Origin of the sequence: Camelimonas abortus (assembly GCF_042432745.1) — a bacterium.
GTDB lineage: Bacteria > Pseudomonadota > Alphaproteobacteria > Rhizobiales > Beijerinckiaceae > Camelimonas > Camelimonas abortus.
This window is the reverse complement of the sequence record NZ_JBHLWR010000006.1, coordinates 1,559,051-1,583,744: the sequence shown is the minus strand read 5'-3', so window position 1 is coordinate 1,583,744 and position 24,694 is coordinate 1,559,051. Positions and strand designations below refer to the sequence as shown.

13 protein-coding genes, 2 tRNA genes and 2 pseudogenes are annotated in these 24,694 nt (G+C 70.0%); 7 read left to right on the top strand and 10 right to left on the bottom strand.

The features are described 5' to 3' along the window. Positions 1–22 precede the first annotated feature (22 nt). Both ACFFJB_RS09220 and ACFFJB_RS09215 read left to right on the top strand, forming a co-directional pair. A complete protein-coding gene (locus tag ACFFJB_RS09220) occupies positions 23–1,279 on the top strand; it encodes a BaiN/RdsA family NAD(P)/FAD-dependent oxidoreductase (protein ID WP_376830909.1) in 1,257 nt (418 codons plus the stop codon). Between the two features lie 350 nt (positions 1,280–1,629). Next, a tRNA-Arg gene (locus ACFFJB_RS09215) sits at positions 1,630–1,706 on the top strand. Between the two features lie 491 nt (positions 1,707–2,197). Here the strand turns inward: ACFFJB_RS09215 and ACFFJB_RS09210 are convergent. Continuing rightward, entirely contained in the window at positions 2,198–3,340 is a 1,143-nt protein-coding gene (locus ACFFJB_RS09210) for a hypothetical protein (protein ID WP_376830908.1), read from the bottom strand. A gap of 24 nt (positions 3,341–3,364) precedes the next feature. Next, positions 3,365–3,886 carry an ImmA/IrrE family metallo-endopeptidase gene (locus ACFFJB_RS09205; protein WP_376832617.1) on the bottom strand — a complete coding sequence of 174 codons (522 nt, stop codon included), beginning with the start codon at positions 3,884–3,886 and terminating at the stop codon, positions 3,365–3,367. 1,445 nt (positions 3,887–5,331) lie between these two features. Here ACFFJB_RS09205 and ACFFJB_RS09200 point away from each other — a divergent pair. Continuing rightward, the gene (locus tag ACFFJB_RS09200; RefSeq protein ID WP_376830907.1) at positions 5,332–6,690 is read left to right on the top strand and encodes a ferredoxin reductase family protein; all 1,359 of its coding nucleotides are present in this window, start codon (positions 5,332–5,334) and stop codon (positions 6,688–6,690) included. 187 nt (positions 6,691–6,877) lie between these two features. On the opposite strand, the gene ACFFJB_RS09195 is transcribed toward ACFFJB_RS09200, so the two are convergent. From ACFFJB_RS09195 to ACFFJB_RS09175, 5 genes and pseudogenes are all read right to left on the bottom strand, one after another. Next, positions 6,878–7,144 carry a cold-shock protein gene (locus ACFFJB_RS09195; RefSeq protein WP_376830906.1) on the bottom strand — a complete coding sequence of 89 codons (267 nt, stop codon included), beginning with the start codon at positions 7,142–7,144 and terminating at the stop codon, positions 6,878–6,880. 73 nt (positions 7,145–7,217) lie between these two features. Continuing rightward, on the bottom strand, positions 7,218–7,427 hold the full coding sequence (locus ACFFJB_RS09190) for a cold-shock protein (protein WP_376830905.1): 210 nt from the start codon (positions 7,425–7,427) through the stop codon (positions 7,218–7,220). Positions 7,428–7,870: 443 nt separating this feature from the next. Further along, positions 7,871–8,047, bottom strand: a pseudogene (locus ACFFJB_RS09185) (restriction endonuclease); the annotation flags it as partial. A gap of 320 nt (positions 8,048–8,367) precedes the next feature. Next, positions 8,368–8,586, bottom strand: a pseudogene (locus tag ACFFJB_RS09180) (winged helix-turn-helix domain-containing protein); the annotation flags it as partial. A 330-nt stretch (positions 8,587–8,916) separates the two neighbouring features. Then, a tRNA-Gln gene (locus tag ACFFJB_RS09175) sits at positions 8,917–8,991 on the bottom strand. Between the two features lie 520 nt (positions 8,992–9,511). Between ACFFJB_RS09175 and ACFFJB_RS09170 the strand changes: the two genes are divergently transcribed. Next, positions 9,512–12,250 (top strand): bifunctional acetate--CoA ligase family protein/GNAT family N-acetyltransferase, encoded by a 2,739-nt coding sequence (locus tag ACFFJB_RS09170; RefSeq protein WP_376830904.1) that lies wholly within the window; start codon positions 9,512–9,514, stop codon positions 12,248–12,250. Positions 12,251–12,373: 123 nt separating this feature from the next. Continuing rightward, the gene (locus tag ACFFJB_RS09165) at positions 12,374–15,724 is read left to right on the top strand and encodes a cellobiose phosphorylase (protein WP_376830903.1); all 3,351 of its coding nucleotides are present in this window, start codon (positions 12,374–12,376) and stop codon (positions 15,722–15,724) included. A 145-nt stretch (positions 15,725–15,869) separates the two neighbouring features. On the opposite strand, the gene ACFFJB_RS09160 is transcribed toward ACFFJB_RS09165, so the two are convergent. Together ACFFJB_RS09160 and ACFFJB_RS09155 are read right to left on the bottom strand one after the other, a co-directional pair. Continuing rightward, positions 15,870–17,141 (bottom strand): glucoamylase family protein, encoded by a 1,272-nt coding sequence (locus tag ACFFJB_RS09160; protein WP_376830902.1) that lies wholly within the window; start codon positions 17,139–17,141, stop codon positions 15,870–15,872. Between the two features lie 48 nt (positions 17,142–17,189). Next, positions 17,190–19,025, bottom strand: a complete 1,836-nt coding sequence (locus tag ACFFJB_RS09155; RefSeq protein ID WP_376830901.1) for an ABC transporter ATP-binding protein/permease — start codon at positions 19,023–19,025, stop codon at positions 17,190–17,192. Positions 19,026–19,424: 399 nt separating this feature from the next. Between ACFFJB_RS09155 and ACFFJB_RS09150 the strand changes: the two genes are divergently transcribed. Beyond that, positions 19,425–21,587, top strand: coding sequence for a glycoside hydrolase family 3 N-terminal domain-containing protein (locus tag ACFFJB_RS09150; RefSeq protein ID WP_376830900.1), 2,163 nt, complete (start codon positions 19,425–19,427; stop codon positions 21,585–21,587). Positions 21,588–21,636: 49 nt separating this feature from the next. Further along, on the top strand, positions 21,637–23,079 hold the full coding sequence (locus ACFFJB_RS09145) for a glycoside hydrolase family 15 protein (protein ID WP_376830899.1): 1,443 nt from the start codon (positions 21,637–21,639) through the stop codon (positions 23,077–23,079). Between the two features lie 951 nt (positions 23,080–24,030). Here ACFFJB_RS09145 and efp read toward each other — a convergent pair. Beyond that, positions 24,031–24,597, bottom strand: coding sequence for an elongation factor P (efp, locus tag ACFFJB_RS09140; RefSeq protein ID WP_376830898.1), 567 nt, complete (start codon positions 24,595–24,597; stop codon positions 24,031–24,033). Positions 24,598–24,694: the final 97 nt, after the last annotated feature.

Below are 24,694 nucleotides of genomic sequence, written 5' to 3'. Positions count from 1 at the left end.
CTTTCACCGCACGGACACCGCCATGCCCGACGCCCGCCCGCTTCCGCCCCGCGCAGCCGCCGTGATCGGCGCCGGCCCCGCCGGCCTGATGGCGGCGGAGCGTCTCGCCAGCGCCGGCGTCGCCGTCACCGTGTACGAGCGCATGCCGAGCCCGGCGCGCAAGTTCCTGCTCGCCGGCCGCGGCGGTCTCAACCTCACCCATTCCGAGCCCATGGAGGCGTTCGTGCGCCGCTATGGCGCCGCGCCGCCGGCATGGCTGACGGCGGCGCTGGCCGGTTTTCCGCCGGCGTCGCTGCGCGCCTGGGCGGCGGAGCTGGGCGAGCCCACCTTCACCGGCAGCAGCGGCCGGGTGTTTCCGCAAGGCTTCAAGGCCTCGCCGCTGCTGCGGGCATGGCTGCGGCGTCTCGACGGGCTGGGCGTGACCCTGGCGACGCGCGCCGAGTGGCGCGGCTGGACGGCGGACGGCGCCCTGCGCATCGTCACGCCCGGCGGCGAGCTCAACCCGCGCCCGGACGTGACCGTTCTGGCCGCCGGCGGCGCCAGCTGGCCGCGCATGGGCTCCGACGGCGCCTGGACCGGCCCGCTGGCCGCGGCGGGCGTGACGCTGGCGCCCTTCGCTCCCTCCAACAGCGGCGCGCTCATCGCCTGGTCCTCGTATTTCCGCGAGCGTTTCGCCGGCCAGCCGCTGAAGCGCATTGCGCTGGCCTGCGGCGGGGAGAGCGTGCGCGGCGAGGCCGTGGTCACGCGCGGCGGCCTTGAGGGCGGCGCGGTTTACGCGCTGTCGCGCGCCATTCGCGCCGCCCTGGCGGCGGACGGCGCGGCGCGGCTGCGCCTTGACCTGCGCCCGGACCTTGACGGGGCGGAGCTGGCGCGCCGGCTGTCGGCGCCGCGCGGCTCGCGTTCCGGCGCCACCTGGCTGCGCCGGGCGGCCGGCCTTGCGCCGGTGGCGGTGGCGCTGCTGCGCGAGGCGGATCTCGGCGAGGGCGTGGACAGCCTGAAGCTGGAGCCGCAGGCCCTTGCGCGCCGCATCCGGAACCTGCCGCTGGCCGTCACCGGGCTGGCCGGGCTGGAGCGCGCCATTTCATCCGCGGGGGGCGTGAGCGCCGCGGCGGTGGACGACATGCTGATGCTGCGCGCCCGCCCCGGCGTGTTCGTGGCCGGGGAAATGCTGGACTGGGACGCGCCGACCGGCGGCTACCTGCTGCAGGCGTGTTTCGCGCTGGGCGCGCGCGCGGCGGCGGGCGCGCTGGCCTGGCTGGCGGCGCGCGCCGGCGCCTGAGCGACGCAGGGCGCACGGCCGGGGCCGGCGCTTGCGCGGACCCTGCAGGGGCGCGCCGGCGCGCCGGACGGCGGATCGTGACCGCAAGGGCCGGCCGGGGCCCGTTATGACTGTCATCCGGCGGCGCGGGACTTTGGGGGCGGCGTTGCGCGGGCGCGCCCTCCTGCCGCGGCGTCTGCGCGGCCGCGGACCGGCCCCCTCCGGACGGTCCGCCGGCGCTCCGCCGGCGCGGCCGGGGCGGGGAAGCACGGGGGGCGGCGCCTTATCAACACCTCCGGGCCTGTGGCCGCGGCGGAAACCGATCCGGTGATTGCGGAGGCGGGCCGTGTCGGATAATGTCCGCTCCGTCAGCGCCCGTAGCTCAGCTGGATAGAGCGTTGCCCTCCGAAGGCAAAGGTCACACGTTCGAATCGTGTCGGGCGCGCCAGTCGCAAGTTTGGCATTTGGCCAAAGCTTTATCACTCATAGAAAATGAGTGAAGTAGCTGCTAGGTGGTCACCGTAGCGGCGAACGCCAGCCAACCCTGGAACAGGGTAGTGTTTTCGGTGTGATTCGAGCGCCCACCGGGAGTTCGAATGGCCGGCCCATTATCCGGTTCAGCTGCGGGGTTGCCATGCTGGGAGGCGGGGGGGCTCTGTTGGACCGTCCGTTAGCGACCGTTGTGAATGGCAGCGTCAGGATCGCCGCGGTAGCGCTTGCGCACGTCTTTATTAGGCCTTTGCCAGCATGGCATAGAATTGCGCAATCTCCGGTTTGCCCAGGCGGCTGGTACTTGCCGCATGATGCGTTAAGAGGTGTCACATTCGCATCTCGTCCAAATAAGGCCCGCCACCAAGCAACGTGGCGGGTTAGAAGCTAACGCAATCTACGCTGGTGAGTCCAGGCGGCGGGGGAGAGGCTCCTGCGACGGCGAGCTAACTAGTTATCACGCGGATGTATCGATAACTCAAAATTTTTTAATGCATCCTCGCCTGGATGTGAAATATTGATATCGTCGTCGAAATCTGTTTTTATTGCAGCTGTAATTTCTTCCTGAAGGATTGCTTTTTGATTTTGGTAATACATTGCTAAATCGCGTTGTCGACTTGAATGACTGTCTGGCATCTTATTGAACACGGTTTCTGTATTGCTGATAATATATGGGCGATCAATAAGCCTTGAGTTTTTTACTATAAACGCTTCAGCAAATTGCTCCAAGTCCTTTGCCTCTGCTCTGGGCGCTGAAGTGACCTTTTCTTCGGCAATAACTTCCGGCTCTTCCGCTTGCATATCAATCCAGAAAACTGGATATGGAGCACCGCCAAGTACCCCTTTGAGCGAAACTCTTCCGTCGTATCGATATACAAAGCCATCATATTTAAAATGATGCGGTTTGGTTCTGTCGCCAGTAGCTACCAGTAATGCGAGGTCCAAGGTCATTACAAGTTTTCTTGGTGATGCCAAGTGAGATACTCTAAATCCAGCATCGATATTTGGGCCAACAAAATCTTGTATCAAATCGTGACGATCAGAATCTGAGTAATATTTCTCAAGCAACATCGCGTTTTCATAGACAAAATCATCAACTGGCTGCTCATTTGTCAATCCATTGTTGGCTGGTGCTGATCCCTTGCGTCGTATGATTATTTCGGCGTTATTCACCGGGAAGCCTGCGAGCCAAGCTGAAGCTTTAAGGTCGAGGGAGGGTGATTGTTGTTGTAGCTCTTTGCGATAGTGATTTACAGCATTTATCCAGCAATGCATGCAGCCAAAGGCTTGACGGTGATCAGTAAGTTCTTTTTGATATATAAGCTCATCTCCAACGCCTTTCCATATTTCTGGATCTGGTCCAGGAGGTAAATGATATTCTTTGGATGTTTTTTTATAATCCTCCCATTCTTCAAGGAGGAAAGCTTCCATTTTTTGATAAAAGCGCACTATAGGTGAAAACCAAGCTTCTGCAGGTACCTTAGTATCAGTTGCGGCTTGATTTTTGGCTGACTGCTTAAAAACTGTAGAGCCAACAATATCAACACTCATAAACATGCGCAGCTTTGGGCGGAATGGTCCAAGATCGTCCATCTTGATCCCCTTGGTCGGGCATCCTCAACGCAAATTGAGCGATTTAATGCGGACATCGACCGCCATGGGGGAAACTTTATATCTAACAGATAATAATATATTATTATAATTATATTTGTTTGCATAGTCGCGGAAATCTTCGGCGGGCATTAAAAAACCTGCCGCAAACCAGTTGGCTTCCCATTCGACGCGCCCAGTTCCATATCGACGCGCCTCTATCGGGCCGACAGATTTATTTTGGTGGCGTGGCCATAAAAAATGCACAACCAGATGGCCAAGCTCGTGTGCAATTGTGAATCTATTTCTGAGATGGCCAGTGTGGGATGGCAAGAATATAACGAATGTGCCGTCGTCGTTAATGCGAATTGAACCAGAGCTTGGATCGGCAACTTCACTCAAACTACGAAATTCTATGTGGCCGCCAAGTTTCTCAACTATTGGCTCGATTTCGTCTCCTGGCGTAAATCCAAGTTGACGGGCAACGCCGCTCGCAAGCCGGTCGATTGCCGGTTTGGATAAACAAGATGCCTCTGGCGCGTTATACATCGTATCCACACCCATCCAAGCGTACAGTGCGTGGTTCAGCTTCTATGCCTCGCAATCCGCGAGTAGTCCATTCCTGTCGGTTTTCACCGCAGTTATCATTCCGCTTCTGATACAAATCCGTCTTGCAACGGACAACCTAAACCCGCGTCGTATATTCAGAATTTATGTCATATGGCACGGCCGTATGGACCGTTGTTGCGCTAAACCGCCAGAGGTCGGTGGAAGGGCACCCTCACTCATACATATCATATAATCAAGCCGGCAGCGCTACAGCGATCCCGGCGTCGCTCCTTGGCCGCGGACAAGGGTGAACGCGGACATGCCTGAAAACCTCTCGTTTCGCGGGCCATTCCCGTACAGCCGCCGGGTGGCGTTCCGGGCGCGATGGCGGCGACGGCGGTGACCTGCTTCCTCGTCGGCCACGCAGCCTGGAGGTCCGGCCGCCGGACACGCAGCCGCAGGCGCTGCGCAGGCGACGGCCGCGCACGCCCTGCCAGAATGTCGCCGGCGTCCTGCGGCAATATGGCCGGTGACTTCATGAGAACACTGCATGAAAACGCGGGCTGGTCCCGGAACGAATCTGCGGCAGCGCTGTTTCCTCACAGGTTAAGCGTGTCGTCCTGAGGGAAATTGTGTTTAATTCAACGGTAGAATTCTGTATTTATACTGCATTTCTGTCAGCAGGAATATATACGATCTATCTCTTTGGCTGATCCCGGCGGCCGCGCCGTCGCGCCGGCCGCCCCGCCTGTCGCTCCCATGGCGGCGTGTCGGCATGGCTCCGCCTGGGTGGGGTTTCGCGCGCCTCCTGTTCGCCGCGCCGCCCGAGCTTTCGCCGCGCGCCGCCTGCGCCGCCGCCAGGGCTGCGGCGGGCCCGTCTGGCGGCTTCCCGATGGATCTCCCCCGTGACGGCGTCCACTGTGACGGCGCATGTGACGGCGCCGCTGTCCGCCGCGCGCCCTGCGACGTCGCCGCCGGTCCGCCGTGTGACCGGCGGCTGCTCGGCATCACGCCGGGCAATGGCCGTCTGGCGGAAGCGCCCGGAGCCGGCGACGCCGCGCAAAAGTCACGCTCCTTCTCGCGGAAATGGGGAAGAAACGGGCACGGACGGAGGTTTTTGCGTCGCGGCTTTGTCGCCGGTTTTCACTGACGCAGCCGCAGCGAAAACACGCCGGGACGTGGAGAGCCGCCGGCAAGACGGGGAGCCGTGGCGCGGCGGCCGCGCTGACGGCGATGGCGAAGGCGCGCGCTGCGCGAACGCCTGCAGGTCGCGCAGGCAGGTGTCCGGCGCGGGACCGGTTGCAGCCGGCTCTGGCCGCGCCGTTTGGGGCCGCGCGATGCGCCGGACGCTTGACCAGGATCAATGACAGCCGCCGCCACGGGTGCGCAGAAGACCGCGCAGGGTCAACGACGCGACTGCCCCCGGGGCAGCCGGGGGGCGCCCGATGAGGCCGGTCGTCAGGGTATTCTGGGGCTTTCTCGCCCTCACCGCGGTTCTGTGGCTGCTGGTGGAGGACCTGCCCGCGCCTTCCGCCGGCCTGCTGGCCATGCGCGGCTCAATGGTGCAGCTCAGCGGCGTTCTCGCCATCGGCTGCATGAGCCTGGCGGTGATTCTCGCCGCCCGCCCGCGCTGGCCCGAGCGGCTGCTGGGCGGGCTCGACCGCATGTACCGCCTGCACAAATGGCTGGGCGTCGCCGCCCTGGCGCTGGCGACCATGCACTGGCTGTGGGCGAAGGGGCCGAAATGGGCGGCGGCTCTCGGCCTGCTGGAGCGCAGGGCGCGCGGCCCGCGCCCGCCGGCGGACGGCGAGCTGGAGCAGCTGTTCCGCTCCATGCGCGGAACCGCCGAAACCGCTGGCGAATGGGCCTTTTACGGCGTCGCGCTGCTGGTGATCGTGGCGCTGGCGCGCCGGATTCCGTATCACGTTTTCTGCAGGACCCACCGGCTGGTCGCCGTTCTCTATCTGGCGCTCGTTTTCCATGCGGTCATTCTGGCGCGCTTCAGCTACTGGACGACGCCGCTGGGGCTGCTGCTGGGGGCGCTGCTGGCGTGCGGCGCGGTCGCGGCGGCGATGTCCCTGACGCGCCGGATCGGCGCCGGGCGCAAGGTGAAGGGCGAGATCACCCGCCTGCATTATTATCCCGGCCTGCGCGTGCTGGAGGGCGAGATCGCCGTGCCGCACGGCTGGCCGGGACACCGGGCGGGGCAGTTCGCCTTCCTCAGCGGCGATCCGGCCACGGAAGATCCGCATCCCTTCACCATCGCCTCGGCCTGGGATCCGCAGGCGCGCCGCCTGAAGTTTCTCACCCGCGAGCTGGGCGATTTCACCGGCGCCCTGCGCCAGCGGCTGCGCGTGGGCCAGCGGGTGGTGGTGGAGGGGCCGTACGGCTGCTTCACCTTTGACGACGACCGCCCGGCGCAGGTCTGGGTGGCCGGCGGCATCGGCGTGACGCCGTTCATCGCCCGCATGCATGATCTCGCCCTGCGCCGGCGGGCGGGGCCGGACGCGGCGCCGCGCCAGGAGATCCACCTGTTCCACGCGACCCCGGACGACAGTCCCGAGGGCGAGGCGCGGCTGCGGCAGGACGCGGAGGCCGCCGGCGTGACGCTGCACGTCGTCAACAGCCGGCGGGACGGGCGTCTCACTGGCGAGCGCATCCGCGCCATGGCGCCCCGCTGGCGCGAGGCGAGCATCTGGTTCTGCGGCCCGCCCGCATTTGGCGCGGCCCTGCGGCGGGATTTCGCCCGTCATGGCGTGGATACGGCGCGGCGCTTTCACCAGGAGCTGTTCGACATGCGCTGAGCCGCCGGCGCGGCGCCGCCGCGACCGGGGATTCTGCGGCGCGCACGAAAAAGCCGCCCGGTGGGGCGGCTCTGGCGCTGCTGCGCTGCGCGGCTGTCGCCGCGGCGGGGCGCGTCGCCGGGGCAACGCGCCCGGACGCTTCCCGCTCCGGCGGTCGCCTTTGGGGAAGCCGGGCGGCTGCGCAGGATCAGCAGGAGAGGGCGGCCTGTGGCGGCCGCCGGATGTCGGGGCCTGCGTCGCCGGCCTGTTCCGGCGCGGCGAGCGTGAAGCGCACGCGCTTGCCGACATGGACCGACGTGAGGCCGGCCCGGCGGATGTCCGCGGAACTCATGAAAACACGCGCTGACCCATCGTCAGGCTGGATATAACCACAGCCCTTCAGCGGGCTGTAAAACTGAATGACGCCAGTTAACAAAAAAACTCCGTGTGCGTTCTTGCGTATTGTTGATTGCACGTTGGGGGGGCGGGGCGTGAGGGAGGCGCAGGCGTGAGGCGGCCGGACTGGCCGGCCGCCGTCGTCTGGTTCCTCAGGCGGCCCTGAGGTTCTCGGCGGCGGACTTGCCCTTGCGGGGATCGGTCACGACGTCGAAGGACACCTTCTGGCCCTCATGCAGCGAGGCCATGCCGGAGCGCTCGACCGCCGAGATATGGACGAAGATGTCGGCGCCGCCGGCGTCCGGGGTAATGAAGCCGTAGCCGCGGGTGGCGTTGAAAAACTTGACGATACCGGTGTTCATGGCGACTTCCTTTCAAATCGACATGGAGAAACGACGTCCGGAAAACCGGACGCGGTGAGATCGAATTGAGGGAGAAAGTCGCCGGCCGCGCTGGCGGTCCGGAAAGTTCATCAGCAGTTCGATGCTTCATGCTTGTAGACGCGATTTGTGTCTTTTGCAAGGCTGCGTCGTTCACGTCGAAAAAAAATGTGTGGGGAAGGGGGAGAAGAATGGGCGCGTTCCGGAGGGCGGGGGAGGCGCGCGACCAGAACGCCGACCAGAACGCCGACCAGAACGCCCATGTATTGTTCCTCCGGCTATCCCGGTGAAAGGAAGAATACGGGGCGCAGGCGGAGCCGCGCCTTGTCCTCTTCCGTCAGCCTGTCGAACACGGCCAGCCAGTTTCTCAGCAGGTCGTCCATGTCCATCAGCTGGATATGGACGCCGATGTTGCGCGCCTCAGCGATGGCCTGTGGCGTGAATCCTCCAGACGACACGAAAAGGCCGATCTCGACGCCCGGGCGGAGTATGCCGCGCAGGGCTGCGATATCTTCCCGTCCGGCCTTCGTATCCGGCCGGTGTTTGACCTGGACCCTGACATGCGGCGTCGATGCGCCGAGCGGATCGGGGTATGCGAGGATATCTGCGCCTCGTCCGGGCCGCGTGACGCGATGACAGGGGTTGCGTATCCCATGCCCCGGAGCAGCGCCGCCACCAGCTCCTGAAACTCGTACGGGCCCATCGACCTGACATGGCTTTCGATTTCCGCCCGTGCTTCAGCCTCAGCGCGTTCCAGAACAAACGCCCGTTCGCCCAGTTCCGTCGCCGTGTCCATTTGCGCCGACGCGGAACGGGCCGGCTCATCGCTGTCCGTCGCGGTTGGCGACTGTCCTGCTTTCCAGACGCGGTACCGGCGTTGCGCTTCGTCCAGGAGCTGCATCCCCGGCAAGCGTAGCGCCGCGCGACCCTCATCCGTCAGATGCCATTTCCCGTCGCTCTTCCGGATGAATCCGCCTTTGGTGGCGTCGATGGAATAAAAATGGAGGATGCTTTCCCATCTCACGTAGCCGGTCTTTTCATACTGGTACAGATCATACGCGTCCAGTCTGATTTTCCGGGCCACGGCGGCTTTTACATCACGCAAGGGGAGACTGCCGCCGCTCTCGTCAAGCGCCTCCATGGCGGCGCGCAGAAGTACGGCGGCGCGCGCCCGTGTTTTACTGGCCTGTTCCGTCATTAATCCTCCCGACTCACCTTGATTTTGCTTATTGCGTCAGCTTGACAGCGACGGGCGGCGTTCAGCAAGCCGCTTTTGCGCCTCGGGTGAGGCGCGGCGCGCATCCTTTAGCCGGGAGGGGGCTTCGTGCGGTTTTCGCCGTGCGAAACAGGCCCGCGTCAGCTGGGCTGAAGGGGCGTCATGCGGATGGGGACCGGCCGGCCCGGTCGCCCGGCCGGCATTGACCGGACAGGCCCTCGCGGCGGCATGCCGTTGTTGTCGCCCTGGCGGACATGGCTGGGGCGCCAGGATTCGAACCTGGGAATGGCGGTACCAAAAACCGCTGCCTTACCGCTTGGCTACGCCCCAACTGGCGCGAAACATAAGCGCGACGCGCCATGGTGACAATCGCCGGGCGGGCGCTCCGCCCGCCGCTGTGCACAAAAACGCGTCGCGGCCGCGCGTGCGCGCGCAGGAACCTGCGTGCGCACGCTGCGGCGCGCGCCTGTCCGCGCGGCGCCATCCATCACCGGAGCATCCACGCGCGTTCACATGTGCGCGTATCCGCCGCCAGACGCGCGCCCGCCTGAGGCGTGTCCGGAGGCGCTGGCGGCGGAGATGGAGCATACGACGTGGGGATTCCGCCCCCTGGCGCCGGGACGCCCTGGAAGCGGGCAGGGCGGCCGGCCGTGGCGCCAGGACGCAGGCTGGCGCCGCCACGGCGCCAGTTTTGGCGGCCAGTACAGCCCGCATCGCCCGGACAGCGCGCCCGCGTCTATTGCCTCCGGCTGCGCATGGCGGAAGACTGGCCGTGCGCGCCGCCTGAATCGCCGGCGACCGGCGGCGCAGGGCGCGGACCGCGACCGGGGCCGTACGCAGGGGGAGCAGCGTGAGCACATACCGTCTCGACCGGGTGTTCAGGCCCGAATCCGTCGCTGTGGTCGGCGTCAGCCGCAGGCCCAGGTCTCTCGGCCGCGTACTGCTGAACAACCTGCTCGCCGGCGGCTTTCGCGGGCCCGTCTACGCCGTCAATCCCGCCTTCACCGGCCCGGAGCACGTTATCGAAGACCTCCGCGGCGCCGCCGGCGTCAGCTTCGCCGCCTCTCTGGAGGAGCTGGCCGCCGCGCCGCCGGATCTCGTCGTCCTCGTCTCGCCCTCCGAAACCATCGTCGACAACGTCGCCATGGCCGGCCGCATGGGCTGTTCGGCCGCCATTCTCGCGCCGCCCTCGCACGGCGTCAGCTCGCCGGAGATCGTCGCCGCCGTGCAGGCGGAGGCGCGCCGGCACGGGCTGCGTCTCATCGGCCCTGGCGGCGTCGGCGTGATCTCGCCGCGCGTGCGCCTCAACGCCTCCCTCGGGGCGCGCATGCCGGGCGTGGGCGATCTCGCCCTCATCTCCCAGTCCGGCGCCATCGCCAACGGCCTCGTCGACTGGGCCAGCCAGCACCAGATCGGTTTCTCCGGCGTCATCTCCATCGGCGAGCAGGCCGACATCGACGTGGCCGACTGCCTCGACTATTTCGCCGCCGACGACCGCACCCGCTCCATCATCCTTTATGTGGAGGACGTGGTCGACGCCCCCAAGTTCATGGCCGCCGCCCGCGCCGCCGCCCGCGCCAAGCCGGTGGTGGTGCTCAAGCCCGGCCGGCACGAGGCGCGCCCCTCCACCGCCGACATGACCAGCGTCGCCGCCCTCGCCACCCGCGACGCCGTCCATGACGCCGCCTTCCGCCGCGCCGGCCTGCTGCGCGTGTTCGACCTCGACGAGCTGTTCTCCGCCGCCGAAACCCTGGGCCGCCAGCGGCCGTTCTATGGCCGGCGTCTCGCCATCATGGTCAACGACCGCGGCGTCGGCGCCGTCGCCCACGACCGGCTGCTTGACCTGCAGGGCGAGCTGGCGGAGCTCGCGCCGGAAACCCGCGCCCGCCTCGAGGAGGTGATGCCCGAGCGCGCGCCGGTGGCCAATCCCGTCGACACCACAGGCTACATGGACCCGGAGTCGCTGGCGAAGCTGGCGCCCGCCATCCTGCTCGACCGGGGCGTGGACGCGCTGCTGGTGATCAACATCCCCAGCGCGCTCGCCGACCCGGTGGCCAGCGCCCGCGCCCTGGTGGAGACCGTCCGGAACCACCGCCGCGGCCGGGCGCTGCACAAGCCGGTGCTGGCGGTGTGGATGTCCTCGGACGGCGACGCCGGCCCCATCTTCGACGAGGCCGGCATTCCCCATTTCCGCACCGAGGCCGAGGCGCTCGCCGGCTTCATGCACCTGGTGCGCTACCGCGCCGCCCTCGACCTGCTGATGGAGACCCCCGACGCCCTGCCGCATGATTTCGCGCCGGACGTGGAGCAGGCCCGCGCCATTGTCGGCGGCGTCATCGCCGGCGGCCGCGAGTGGCTTGATCCGGTGGAGGTGCAGGGGCTGCTGCGCGCCTATGAGATTCCGGCCGTGCCCGCCACCTTCGTGCCGCTGGACGGCGACGTGGCCGCCGCGGCCCGCCCGCTGCTGGAGCGGGGCGAGCGGGTGGTGGTCAAGGTGGTGGCGCCGGGCGTGTTGCACCGCACCCGCATCGGCGGCGTGCGCCTCGACCTGCGCGACGAGGCCGCCGTGCGCGCCGCCGCCGCCGAGCTCATGGAGGTGGCGCAGGAGCGGCGGCTGGACGGCTTCGTCGTCCAGCCCATGGTCAGCGACCGCAAGGCCCGCGACCTCATCGTCGGCATCACCGACGACCCGCAGTTCGGCCCGGTGATCATGTTCGGCCGCGGCGGCTCCGCCGTGGCGGTGATCAACGACGTGTCGCTGGCGCTGCCGCCCCTCGACCTGAAGCTGGCCGAGGTGCTCATCGCCCGCACCCGCGTGGCGCGCCGCCTCAAGGGCTATCGCGACATGGAGCCGGCGGACGAGCACGCCATCCGCATGACCCTGGTGAAGCTGTCCCAGATCGCCGTGGACCTGCCGGAGGTGCGCGAGCTGGAGATCAATCCGCTGCTTTCGGACGCGCGGGGCGTGGTGGCGCTCAACGCGCGGGTGCGCGTGGCGCCCGCCCCCAAGCGGGCGCGGCGCGTCTCCGGCCATCCGCGCCTGTCGGTGCGGCCCTACCCCAAGGCGTGGGAGCGCGCCATCACCGCCCGCGACGGCCGGGTGTTCTTCGTCCGGCCGGTGCGGCCGGAAGACGAGCAGATGTTCATCGACTTCATGCGCGGCGTGTCCGAAGACGACCTGCGCCTGCGCTTCTTCGCCCCGGTGCGGGACTTCAACCACGCCTTCGTCGCCCGCCTCGTCCAGGTGGACTACGCCCGCGCCATCGCCTTCGTCGCCATGGAGGCCGCCACCGGCCGCATGGTGGGCGTGGTGCGCCTGCACGCCGATTCCAACCATGACACCGGCGAATACGCCATCATGGTCGCCTCAGACCTCAAGGGCACGGGCCTCGGCATGGAGCTGATGCGCCTCATCATCGAATGGGCGAAGGCCGACGGCATCAGCAAGGTTGTCGGCCAGGTGCTGCGCGACAACCAGGCCATGCTCGGCGTGTGCCGCAAGCTCGGCTTCTCCATCCGCGCCGACCGCGAGGACCCCTCGGTGATGATCGCCGAACTGCCCCTGGAGAAGGCGCAGGAAACGCAATAACCTTGTCGCGCAGGACCATGGGCGCGGACCACGGCCGCAATGGCGGCGCGGCGGATGGTCCGCCGGACGCGCCCGCAGGGCGCCGCGGCGCGCCCGGCGCAGCCGCCAGGGGAGAGATGCTGCATGACAGGGCTGACCGGAACGGACTCCGCCGGCGCGCGGCCGCCGGCATGGCGGCTGCCCGTCGCCGGGGACGCGGGAATCATCCGCATCAGCGCAGCCGGCGGCCAGGGAATCGCCGCCGGCGTCCTGCCCAACGGCGCCGTTTGCTGGCTGGCGCATGAGCCTGCGGACGGGCAGGGGGCGGTGATGATCAGCCAGGTCGCCGGCTCCGGCCTCGCCTGGGGCATCGGCCGCCTCGTGCTGCGCGTGGGGGGCGAGGACGCGCCGGCCGACCTGCTCGGCCCCGGTTTTGACGGCGTCTTCGCCGCGGCCGGCGACTGCGCCGTCTGGGAGGGGCGCGCGCCCCGTGACCTCGCCTGGCGGCTGACGCTGCGCCTGCACGCCCACGCGCCGCTGTGGACCTGGCGGCTGGAGCTGCGCAACCACGGCGCCGCCGTGGCGCGCGCCGACGTGCTGTTCATCCAGGATCTGGGCCTCGGCGACCGCGGCTTCCTGATGAACAACGAGGCCTACGCCAGCCAGTACATTGACCACACCGTGGTCCGCGACGGCGACCGCGGTCCGGTGATCCTCAGCCGCCAGGCGCTGGACCAGGGCGGCCGCCGCCCGTGGGCCGCCCATGGCGGCCTCACGCCCGTGGCCGGCTACGCCACCGACGCCGCCGACGTGTTCGGCCCCGCCTTCCGTGGCGCGGGGACGCTGGCCACGCGCTTCGGCGCGCCGCTGCCCTCACGCGTTCTGCAGCGCGAAACCGCCTGCGCGGCGCTGCTCTCCGCGCCGGTGACGCTGGCGCCGGGCGGCGCGGCGGTCACCGGTTTCTTCGGCCTGTTCCAGCCGGACCATCCGGCCGCCTCCGGCGCGGGCGACCTGGCGGCGGTCACGGCCGCCCTGGCGGCGTGCGCGGCGGCGCCTCCGGCCGCGGCTGGGCTGGAGCTGCGGCCGGCGCGGCGTTCGCTGCTGCAGACCGCGCCGTCCCTGGCCGTGCGCGCCCTCACGGAGGCCGAAATCGCGGCCCTGTGGCCGCAGCGCCTTTCGGAGGAGCGCATCGACGGCGCGCTGGCTTCCTTCTTCGTTCCCGACGGCGACCATAACCGCCATGTGGCGCTGCGGGACAAGGAGCTGGCGATGCAGCGCCGGCACGGCGCCATCATCCGCACCGGCGAGGGCGTGCTGCCCGCGGACGACATTTTCTGCGCGACCTGCTGGATGCACGGCGTGTTCGGCGCGCAGCTCACCCTGGGCAACACCTCGTTTCACAAGCTGTTTTCGGTCTCGCGCGACCCGTTCAACATCACCCGCGCTAGCGGGCTGCGCCTGCTGGTGGACCAGGGCGACGGCTGGCGGCTGCTGGCCACGCCCTCCGCCTTCGAGATCAGCCTCAACGGCTGCCGCTGGATTTACGCGACGGAGCGGGGCCGCGTCACCGTCAGCGCTTTCGCCAGCGTCGCCCGTCCCGTGCTGCGCTGGGAGGTGACGGCGGACGGCGCGCCGGCGCGGCTGCTCGTCGCCGGTCACTGCGTCATGGGCGAGCGGGAGGCAGCCCAGAGCGCCGCGGCGGTGGTGGACGCCGCCGCGGGCCGCGTCCTGCTGCGGCCGGACCCGCAGTCGCTGTGGGGCCAGCGCTATCCGGAATCGGTTTATGTCGTGCAGGCGGGCGATCCGGCGGCGGTCCGGCTCATCGCCGGCTCGGAGGCGCTGTATGACGGCGACGCTCCCCAAGCGCGCGAGCCGTGGCTGGTCATCGCCACCGGGGCGGTGAACGCCTTTTCCTTCATCGTCACCGGCAGCCTCACCGACCCGGCGGCGGCGCTGGCCCTGGCGGATGAGGCGGCGCGGTGGGACGCAGACGCCGAACGGGCCGCCGCCGCCCGTTACTGGACGCGCCTGACGCGCGGCCTCGCCGTGAGCGGGGACGCGCGGGCGCAGGCCCTGTCGCTGGCGGCGCCGTGGCTGGTCCAGAACGCCCTCATCCACGTTTCCGTTCCGCACGGGCTGGAGCAGTACACCGGCGCCGCCTGGGGCACGCGCGACGTCTGCCAGGGGCCCGTGGAGATGCTGCTGGCGCTGGGGCATGACGCGCCGGCGCGGGAGATCATGCTGGCGGTGTTCGCCGAGCAGTACGCAGGCCGGGGCGACTGGTCGCAGTGGTTCATGCCGCCGCCCTATTCCTTCATCCGCGACCGCTCCAGCCACGGCGACGTCATCATCTGGCCGCTGAAAATGGTCTGCGACTACATCGAGGCCACCGGCGACGTCAGCTGTCTCGACGCGCAGGTTCCCTGGCGCAATTACGACGACGCAAGCGCCACCGCGGAAACCGCCCCGCTGGCCGGACACGTCGACGTGCTGCTGCAGGCCGTGGCCAGCCAGTATCTGCCGGGCACGCATCTCGTCCGGCTGGGGGAGGGCGACTGGAATGATTCGCTGCAGCCGGCCGACCCCTCGCTGAAGGGGCGCATGGTCAGCAGCTGGACGGTGGCGCTGCTGTACCAGCAGCTTGTCCGTTACGCCGCCGTGCTGGAGCGGGCCGGGCGCCCCGGGGCGGAGGGGCTGCGCCGTGAGGCGCAGGCGATGAGGCGCGAGGTCAACGCGCTGCTGATCCGCGACGGGGTGATCGCCGGTTACGGGCTGTTCGCGCAGGGGCGGTACGACGGCGCGCCGCCGGAGCTGCTGCTGCATCCCTCCGACCGGCGCACCGGGGTGCGCTACTCAATGCTGCCCATGGCGCGGGCCATCGCCGGCGGGCTGTTCACGCCGGAGCAGGCGGAGCGGCATCTGGCCATTATCCGCGACCACCTCGCCGGGCCGGACGGCGTGCGGCTGATGGACCGGCCGCTGCCCTATCGCGGCGGCGTGGAGACCATGTTCCGCCGCGCGGAGTCGGCGGCCTGCTTCGGCCGCGAGATCGGGCTGATGTACACGCACGCCCACCTGCAATACGCCCAGGCGCTGGCGGCGCTGCTGGCGGCGGCGCGGGACGACGCCGGGCGCGCGGCGCTGCAGGAGGCGCTGGTGACGGCGCTCGCGCAGGTCAATCCGGCGGACGTTTGCGCGGTGACGCCCAACGCCAGCCCCCGCCAGCGCAACGCCTACTTCAGCAGCTCGGACGCGGCCTTCGACAACCGCGCCCAGGCCGACGCCGAATGGGAGCGGGTGCGGGCCGGGGCCATCGCCGTGGACGGCGGCTGGCGCATCTATTCGAGCGGCCCGGGGCTGTTCCTGAACCTGCTGGCGCGGGACGTCCTGGGCCTGCGCCGCGACTGGGGCGCGTGGCGGCCCCGCGGCGCGCCGCCGCCGGCCTTCGTCGCGCGCATTGCGGCGCCGCCGGAGCAGTGGCCGGCGACCGGCTGAGAGGGGCGGCGCGGACGAATCCGGCGTTCCCCGCACATGCCTTGGGGGGAGGGCGTTCCGGACGGCGCCTGCGGCGCCCGCGACGGGCCCGCCGTCGCGGGACAGCCGCGGCCCGCACGGGCGGCCCCGCCCGCCGCCGGCGCCTTCAGGTTGCGGCGGCGCGGGTGAAGCCGAGCGCGGAGAGCCCCTGCTTCACCTCCGGGCAGCTCATGAACAGCTCCCACAGCAGCCCGCTGCGGTAGTTCTCGATCATGCAGACGACCGGCCCCTGGTCGATGGCGATGTGCGCCTGCGAGGTCCAGTTCCGCGCCTCGCAAAAGGACGAGACGAAGCCGAGGTCCGTCCAGATGCGGTCGCCCTTCTCCTCATAGAAATGCCGCAGCGCCGCCAGCGACTCGTCCGGCGTGTAGGGCATGGAGCTAACCGCCGCCGTCGGCGAGATCACGCCGATGTCCTCTGTCGGCGACAGCGCCCGGTAGCCCTGGTCCGTCTCCGTGGCGGTCAGGCCCCAGCAGTCGGGGCCGTAGCCCGCCCAGCCGCGCGGATTGCGGATGCAGTACGCCCGGTTGATCAGGGTGTGGCGCACGTTCTGCGTCCAGTAGTCGGCGTAACGGTCCGAAAGCCCGCGCGGATCGAGGCCCTGGAAGCTGTAATGGGCGAAGAACAGCGGCCCGCCCCAGTCCGGCCCCAGCGGCAGCTCCATGCCCTCATAGACCCTGCGGTTGTCAAAGGCGCGCGCCTCGGCGTAGCCGCGGTGATAGACGCGCGGCGGCGCCGGGTGGCGCGGCGCCGAAACCGCCAGCACATAGGTGATCAGGCACTCGTTCCAGCCGCGGATCTCGTGATCCAGCGCCCAGCCGTGATTGGGGCTCCAGTGCCAGTACAGCACCGCCTGGCCGCCGCGGGTGAACCAGCTCCATTCCGTCTCCGACCACAGGATGTCCGCCCAGTGGCGGATCTCCCCCTCCACCGGATCGTCGCGGTGGAAATACTGGCGCGCGCACAGCAGCCCCATCATCAGATAGGACGTCTCCACGAGGTCGGCCCCGTCGTCCTTGCGGCTGAAGGGAATGGTCGCGCCGGTGGCGCCGTTGAGCCAGTGGGGAAACGCCCCGTGATAGGTGGGGCAGCCGATGAGGAAGCGCACGATCTTCAGCACCCGCTCCGCCGCCTCCGCCCGGCTGACGAAGCCGCGCTCCACCCCCGCCAGAATGGCCATGAGGCCAAAGCCGCTGCCGCCCGTCGCCACCAGGTCCGGCCGGCTGGCCAGATAGTCGGAGCGCTCGTAGGCGAGGCCGGAGACCGGATGGGCGAAGTCCCAGAAATAGCGGAAAGTGTTGCGCTGCACCTCGTCCAGCAGCGCGCTGTCGCTCAGTCCGCGCCGCACCGGCGCCATGCTGAAGGGCTGTTCCGCCATCTGTGTCTCCCCTCGTGGCCGCGTCGCCGGCGCGGCGCTCCTGCGACGTCAGTCTGTTGCGTCATGGGCCGGTCCGTCGTCCGCGCCCGGCGGCGGCGTGTTGATCCGCTGCAGCCGCAGGGTGCGGGTGAAGTGGCCGGAACGGTCCTCGACGGCGCTGGTGTAGATCAGGCCGATGTCCGGCAGCTGCCGGCTGAAGGTGCGCCGCAGCGCCGCCGCCTCCGCCGGGTCCAGCTCGTTCAGCGCCTCGTCCATGATCACCCAGCGCGGATGCTGCAGCATGGCCCGGGCCAGCGCCAGCCGCTGCTGCTCGTCCATGGGCAGCTCGCGGTCCCAGGAGGCCACCACGTCGAGGCTGTCGGCGAGGCGCTCCATGCCCACCTTGCGCAGGGCCTCGGTCACGTCCGCGTCGCTCACCTTGCCGCTGCAGGCGTAGAGCACGGACTCGCGCAGCGGGCCGCGCGGCAGGAACGGCGCCCGCGGCAGAAACGCCACCTGCTCCCGCGGCGGCATGACGATGGTTCCGGAGCCGCGCCGCCACAGGCCGGCCAGCGCCCGGAACAGCGTGCTCTTGCCGGAGCCGGCGTCGCCGTAGACCAGCACCCGCTCGCCGGGGGGCACACGCAGGTCGCTTTCCAGCCGGGCGATATGGTCGCGGAAGTGCAGCTCCAGCCCCGTGATGACGATCTCGTCGCCGGCGCCCTCGACGCGCCTGATATGCGGCCGGCCGCTGGACGCCGGCTGTTCGTCCAGCGCCACCAGCGCCTGGCGGAACGCCACCACCCGGATCAGCGTGGCGCGCCAGTCGGCGATGGTGGCGAAATTGTCCACGAACCAGCGCAGCGCCTGCTGCACCTGGTTGAACGCTCCCACCGCCATCATCAGCGCGCCGAAGCTGAGCTTGCCGCTGAAATAGGCCGGCGCGGCGACGATGATCGGCGCCACCAGCGCGAACCAGCCGTAGCCGGAGGTGATCCAGGTGAGCCGCGTCAGCGCCGAAACCAGGCTGCGCATGGCCGCCAGCACCTTGTCCAGCGGCTGCTCCAGCGCCGCCCGCTCGTGGGCCTCGCCGCGCTCCAGCGTCATGGCGTCCACGTGCTCGTTGGTGCGCACCATGGCCACGCGCAGCTCCGCCTCGCGGGAGTAGCGCTCGCTGTTGAGATGGATCAGCCGCCGGCCGGACAGCCAGCTGAGCCAGGAGGCGACGCCGGAATAGAACAGCGCCGCCCACACCATGTAGCCGGGAATGGCGAAGTCCCGCCCGTCCCAGGTGAACACCACGCTGCTGGACAGCATCCACAGCACGCCCACGAAACTGAACAGCAGCAGCGTGGACTGGAACAGGCCGATGCCCAGCTGGGCCGAAAGCTCCGTCAGGTGGCGCACGTCCTCGGCCATGCGCTGGTCCGGGTTGACGCCGATGTCGCCCGAGCGGCTGATGCGGTAGGCCCGTCCGGGCTTGAGCCACTGGTCGAGCAGGTCGCGCGTGGCCTGTTTGCGCAGCACAAGCTTGAGCATTTCCTGCAGCCAGGTCTGGGCCACCACCAGGCACAGCAGGACGCCGGCGATGATGGCGAACTGGCCGAGCTGGTTGAGGAAAGCGCTGAAGTTGCGGGCGGAGAGGGCGTCGTAGAACGGCTGGTTCCAGGCGTTGAGCCGGATCTGCATGAAGGCGACGCCGCTCACCACGACGATGATGCCAAGCACGATCATGCCCAGCTGGTTGCGCTCCGGCGAGACGATGGCCGAGCGCAACAGCAGCATCATGTCGGCGAACAGCACGCGGGGCGTGTCGACCGGATGGCCCGCCAGATCGTCCGGCTGGCCGCGCGCGGGCGTGGGCGAAGCGTCCTTTTCCGTCTTCCTGTCCCTGGCGCTGGCCATTCAGTGCTCCCTCGCCGTGGCGGCCGGCGCCCGTGTGGAGCTCTCCGGCGGCGCCGCGTCGCCGCCCGGCGTGGCGCAGACCGCCGCACAAGGCCGGGGCGCCCGGAAAGGGCGACCCTGAACGTTTCCGGCAGGCCCCCCGGCGGCGCCGACGGGGGGCGGCCGGATTCTGGCGCCCCTGCGCCGGGACTGCAACGCGCATGCGCGATGGCCGGGGCCCTTTGCAGTGCGCGTCGCGTCGCGGTGAGGCGCGAACGCACTGGCGCGACGGCGCGCAAACGGGCATTCTTGGACGCTGAATGGAACGGGCCCCGCCGCCCCGGCCGCGCGCCGCGGCGCCGGCAGGCGGCGCGCCCGCTCCAGCCGGCGTCTGGTCCCGCCATTTTTCCGGGAGCGCGCATGAGCCGCATTGCTGGCCTCTCGCCTGAAGACGTGCTGGCCCGCATGACGCTGGCCGAGAAAATCGGCCAGCTGAACATGGTCACGGCCGACACGGTGGTCACCGGTCCGGCGGGTCCGCCGGACGGGCTTAAGGATGTCGGCGCCGGCCGGGTCGGCGCCGTGCTCAACCTGTGGGGGCCGGAGACTTGGGCCCTTCAGCGCAGGGCGGTGGAGGAGACGCGCCTCGGCGTGCCGCTGCTGTTCTGCCTCGACGTGATACACGGCCACCGCACGGTGTTCCCGGTTCCGCTGGGCGAGGCGGCGGCCTTTGACGAGGCGCTGTGGCGGGAGACGGCGGCGGCCGCCGCCGCGGAGGCCGCCGCCGACGGCGTGGCGCTCACCTTCGCCCCCATGGCCGACGTCGCGCGCGATCCGCGCTGGGGCCGCATCTGCGAGAGCGCCGGAGAGGATCCGCTGGTCAACGCCCGCATGGCCGCGGCCAGGGTCGCCGGCTTCCAGGGCGACGATCTGGCCGCGCCAGACCGCATCGCCGCCACCGTCAAGCATTTCGTCGCCTATGGCGCGGGCGCGGGCGGGCGCGAATATGACGCGGTCGACGTCTCCGCCCATGCGCTGGAGACGGTGTATTTCCCGCCGTTCCACGCCGCCGTGCGCGCCGGGGTCGCAGCGGTGATGGCGGCCTTTCCCGCCGTGAACGGCGCGCCCGTCCACGCCAGCCGCGCGCTGCTCACCGGCCAGCTGCGCGCGGCGTGGGGGTTCGGCGGCGTGATCATCGCCGACTACAACGGCGTGTCCGAACTCATCGTCCATGGCGCGGCGGAGAATGGCCTTGAGGCGGCGGCGCTGGCCTTCAGCGCCGGCGTCGACGTGGACATGTGCTCCGGCCTTTACCTGCGCCATCTGGCGGAGGCGGTGGAGAAGGGGCTGGTGGACGCCGCCGCCGTGGACGCGGCGGCGCTGCGCGTGCTGCGGCTGAAGCAGCGCCTCGGCCTGTTCGAGGATCCGTTTCGCGGTCAGGATCCGGCCGGCGGCGGCGCGTCGCGTCCGGCCGCCATCCGCCGCACGGCGCGCCGCGCCGCCCAGGCCTCGTTCACCCTGCTGCAGGACCCGCGCCAGCTGCTGCCGCTGCCCGCCGACCTGCGCCGCATCGCGGTGATCGGCGAGCTGGCGACGTCCGCCCGGGACATGCTCGGCGCCTGGGCGATCAGCGGCGACCGTTCCGGCGTGGTCACCATCGCCGACGGCGTGCGGGAGGCCTGGCCGCAGGCGCGCACGGCGGTCTGCGGCGACGACGTCGCCGCGGCTTTCCGCCTGGCGAGCCGGGCGGACGTCGCCATCCTTTGCATCGGGGAAACTGCGGACATGAGCGGGGAGGGCCGGTCGCGCGCCGCGCCCGGCCTGCCCGAGCGTCATGAGGCGCTGTTGCAGGCCACGCTGGCCGCCGGCCGGCCGGTGGTCGTGCTGCTGTCCTCGGGGCGGCCGCTGGCGGCGCCGCGGCTGTTCGCCTCGGACTGCGCCGTGCTGGCCATATGGGGGCCAGGCGCCGAGGCCGGGCGCGCCGTGGCCGACGTGCTGTGCGGCGCCGTCAGCCCCGGCGGGCGCACGCCGGTGACGTGGCCGCGGGACGTGGGCCAGATTCCGCTGCATTACGCCCGGGGGACCACCGGACGCCCCCACCGGGACGGCCAACGTTTCACCAACGGTTACGCCGACCTGCCGCTTGAGCCGCAGTTCTGTTTCGGTCACGGCCTGTCCTACGCCCGCTTTGTCTGGTCCGGGCTGCGGGTGGAGGGCGACGCCCGCGCGCCGGAGGCGCCGCTGGCCATTTCCCTCGCCGTGCGCCACGCTGGTCCGCGCCGGTCCGGCGGCGGCTGGAACGGCCCCGCGACGGAAACGGTGTTCCTGTTCGTGCGGGCGCGCAGTCCGGGCCGTGCGCGGCCGCAGCTGCTGCTGCGTGATTTCGCGCGCATCTCCCTGGAGCCGGGCCAGGAGGGGCGGGTGGTTTTCCGCGCGACGCTGGCCGGGCTGGCGGCGGAGGGAACGGCGGCGCCGGAGCCACCGTCGTTTCTGGAGGTCATCGTCGCCGCCAGCGCCGATCTCGCCGCCAGCGCCGCGGACGGGCGCTGCCTGCGCCAGGTTCTGGCCGGCGGGGGCGGATGACGCGCCGCCCCCCGCCGGCGCGGGGAGCGGACGACAGGAGGATCGCGCCATGCAGGCGGACGCAGCCCACGCCGGCGCGCTTTCGCTGGACGACTGGATCGCCGCGCAGGAGACGCGCGCGGCGCGGCAGCTGTTCGACGCCATGTCCGCCACCCATCTGACCAAACGCCGGCCCGGTTTCGGGCAGACGGTGACGCCCGCGCCAGGCTCGGTGCTGGCCTCGCCGGACGACGCCAGCTGGGATCCGGAGCCAGACTATTTCTTCCACTGGCTGCGCGACGCGGCGCTGGCGATGGAGGCGGCGCGCCTGCTGCGCGACTCGCCGCTGTGGGGCCCCTTGGCCAGCTGGGAGCTGGAGCAGTACGTGGATTTCAGCCGGCGCATCAGCGCGCTCACCGGCGCGGCGCGGCTGCGCGAGGGCCCGCCGGAGCGGAACGTCATGCCGGCGTTCCGCCAGTACCTGCGCCCGGTGGAGGAGCTGGCGGCGCTGCGCGGCGACGCCGTGCGCGGCGACGTGCGCTTCAGTCCGGACGGCGCGCTGGACATCACCCGCTGGTCGCGGCCGCAGTATGACGGCGTGGCCCTGCGGGCGCTCGGCCTGCTGCGCTGCGCCGACCGGCGCGACGCCCCGGAATGGGCGGAGCTGGCGGCTGGCGATCTCGACTGCATCGCCCGCAACGCCAGCCGGCCCTGCGTCGACATCTGGGAGGAGGAGGCGGGCTTTCACCTGCACGCGCTGCTCACCCAGCACGCCGCGCTGCGCGCCGGCGTCGCCTGGGCCGCCGGCGGCCCGCGCGACGGCCAGGCGCGGGTGTGGGCCATGGCGGCCGACGACCTGTGGGAGCGCCTCGGCGCCTTCCGCCGGGAGGAGGAGGGCTGGATCGTCAGCCGTCTCGACGCGCCCGGCTGCCCGCCGGTGAGCCGGGAGAAGCAGCTGGACTCCTCGGTCATTCTCGCCGTTCTCCACGCCGGCCTGCCGGACGGGCCGTTCAGCCCGGCCGATCCGCTGGCGCACGGCGCGCTGGCGCGGCTGGAGGCGCATTACGCCGGAGCCTTTGCCTGGAACCGCCGGCGCGCGCCCGACCAGGCGCCGCTGCTGGGGCGCAATCCGGCGGACGTCTATTTCGGTGGCGGCGGCTGGCCGCTGCTCGTGCTGGCGGCGGCGGAGCTGCGCTACCGCCTGGCGCAGGCGCTGGCCGCCGGCGCGCTGGCGGAGCCGCCGGCGCCGGCCCTGTGGTTCGGCGACGCCCCGGCCGCCGACGCCCGCACGGCGGCGCGGCTGCTGTTCGACGCCGGCGACACGGGGCTGGTCACGGTGCGGGCGCTGACGCCGCCGGACGGCGTCATGGGCGAACAGGCGGACCGCGACACCGGCGCGCCCCGGTCGGCCCGGCGCCTCACCTGGAGCTGCGCCGCCTTTCTCACCGCCGTTCACGCCCGTCGCGGCGCGGCCGCGGCGCTGGCGGCGGTTTCGCCGGCAACCGTCCGTTAACCGGCGGGCCGTCATGATGATGACGCCGTCGCCGTACCTACGGCCAGCGTCCGCGGGCGGACGCACGGCGCAAATGCGCTCCCGGCGCAGCCACATGGCGGCGGTCGCCTGGATGGCGATTCATCTGCGGGCCGCGGCGCGCTGAAGTTCTGATTCAGATTCACCCTGGAGTGATTGCGCGAGTCGTTTCAGGCGCATGGCGGCTGACGTTCGCAATCTGGTTCCAGCAGTCCCGGCCGGGATGACGCGGCGGACGCGCCGCCGTCCGGGGACGCCTGGAAACTGATTCCGGCGGATGGTCTAACCTGCTGGCGCGCATGCAAAATTGCCGGCGTGCGTCCCGTCGTGCGCGGCTCGCAAACGGATTCCGGACGCGGCCGCAAGGTGCTGGCGCCAGATTCAAATTCGTTCTGGCGGCGGCCGGGCGGCGCCGCGGCCCGACGGCGCGCTCCCGCCGCGCCGGGCCGTCATCTTGCGGCAAGGCCTTGTGATTGCATCCGTTTCTGTCTCCGGGCGCGTCGCGCTTCGCCCGGCGGCCTCGAAGCCGGCCCGGCGCATGGACGCCGGGGTTGCTCCGGGCATGACGCCGGCGCGGGGGCGGCCGGAACGCGCATCCCCTCGTCCGGCGCACATGCGTCCGGCCGCGGCCGGGGCTGTCGCCGGGGCGTTCGTTGTGCGGCGGAACAGGGCCTGAAAGGCTTCATCCTGACCGGGGGGGCGTGCGCTGGCCGGAGCGCCGGCGGGGGCCATGCGCATCCTGCGCCGTCACGCCGGAGCCTGACCCGCGGCGTGCATAAACCTGTCTCGGCCGCGCAGCGGAGGCGGGGCGGCGGGCGCCCCGTCCGCGATATCCTGCGGCGGCGCGGGACGCCCTGGCCAGGGCGCAAAAAAAAATGGCCGGGCGAGCCCGGCCATTGCGGCGACCAGCCGGCGCGCGCCGGCGCGGGCGCGTCAGCCCTTGTAGCGCTCCACATAGGAGCCGTCGGCGGTCATGATCACCACCTTGGTGCCCGCCTCGATGTGCGGCGGCACCATGGCGCGCGCGCCGTTGGAGAGAATCGCGGGCTTGTAGGAGGCGGAGGCCGTCTGGCCCTTGGTGGTCGGCTCGGTCTCCACCACCTCCAGAACCACGCGCTGCGGCAGCGTGATGGCCACGGCGTTGCCCTCGAACATGGACAGCTGCACCACCATGCCTTCCTGGAGGTAGATCGCCTGGTCGCCGATCACGTCGGCCGGGACCTCGACCTGCTCGTAATTCTCCTGGTTCATGAAGATGTAGCGGTCGCCCTCCTGGTAGAGGTAGGAGTGCTCGCGCTCCTCCACGAAAGCGCGCTCCACCTGCTCGGTGGTCTTGTAGCGCTGGGAGGTCTTCACGCCGTCGGAAATGCGGCGCATGTCGATCTGGGTGGTCGGCGTGCCCTTGCCGGGGAAGAAGCTCTCCGCGGAAAGCACGGTGTAGAGCTGGCCGTCGATTTCGAGCACGTTGCCCTTGCGGACGGAACTGGCGATGACTTTCACTTGACGCCTCACGAATGCGGCGCCGCCCGCCAGCGTCCTGCTGTTGGGGGCGCGTTGGATGTCCTGACAACCCCGGCGGGCCGGGCCCGCTGCTCCG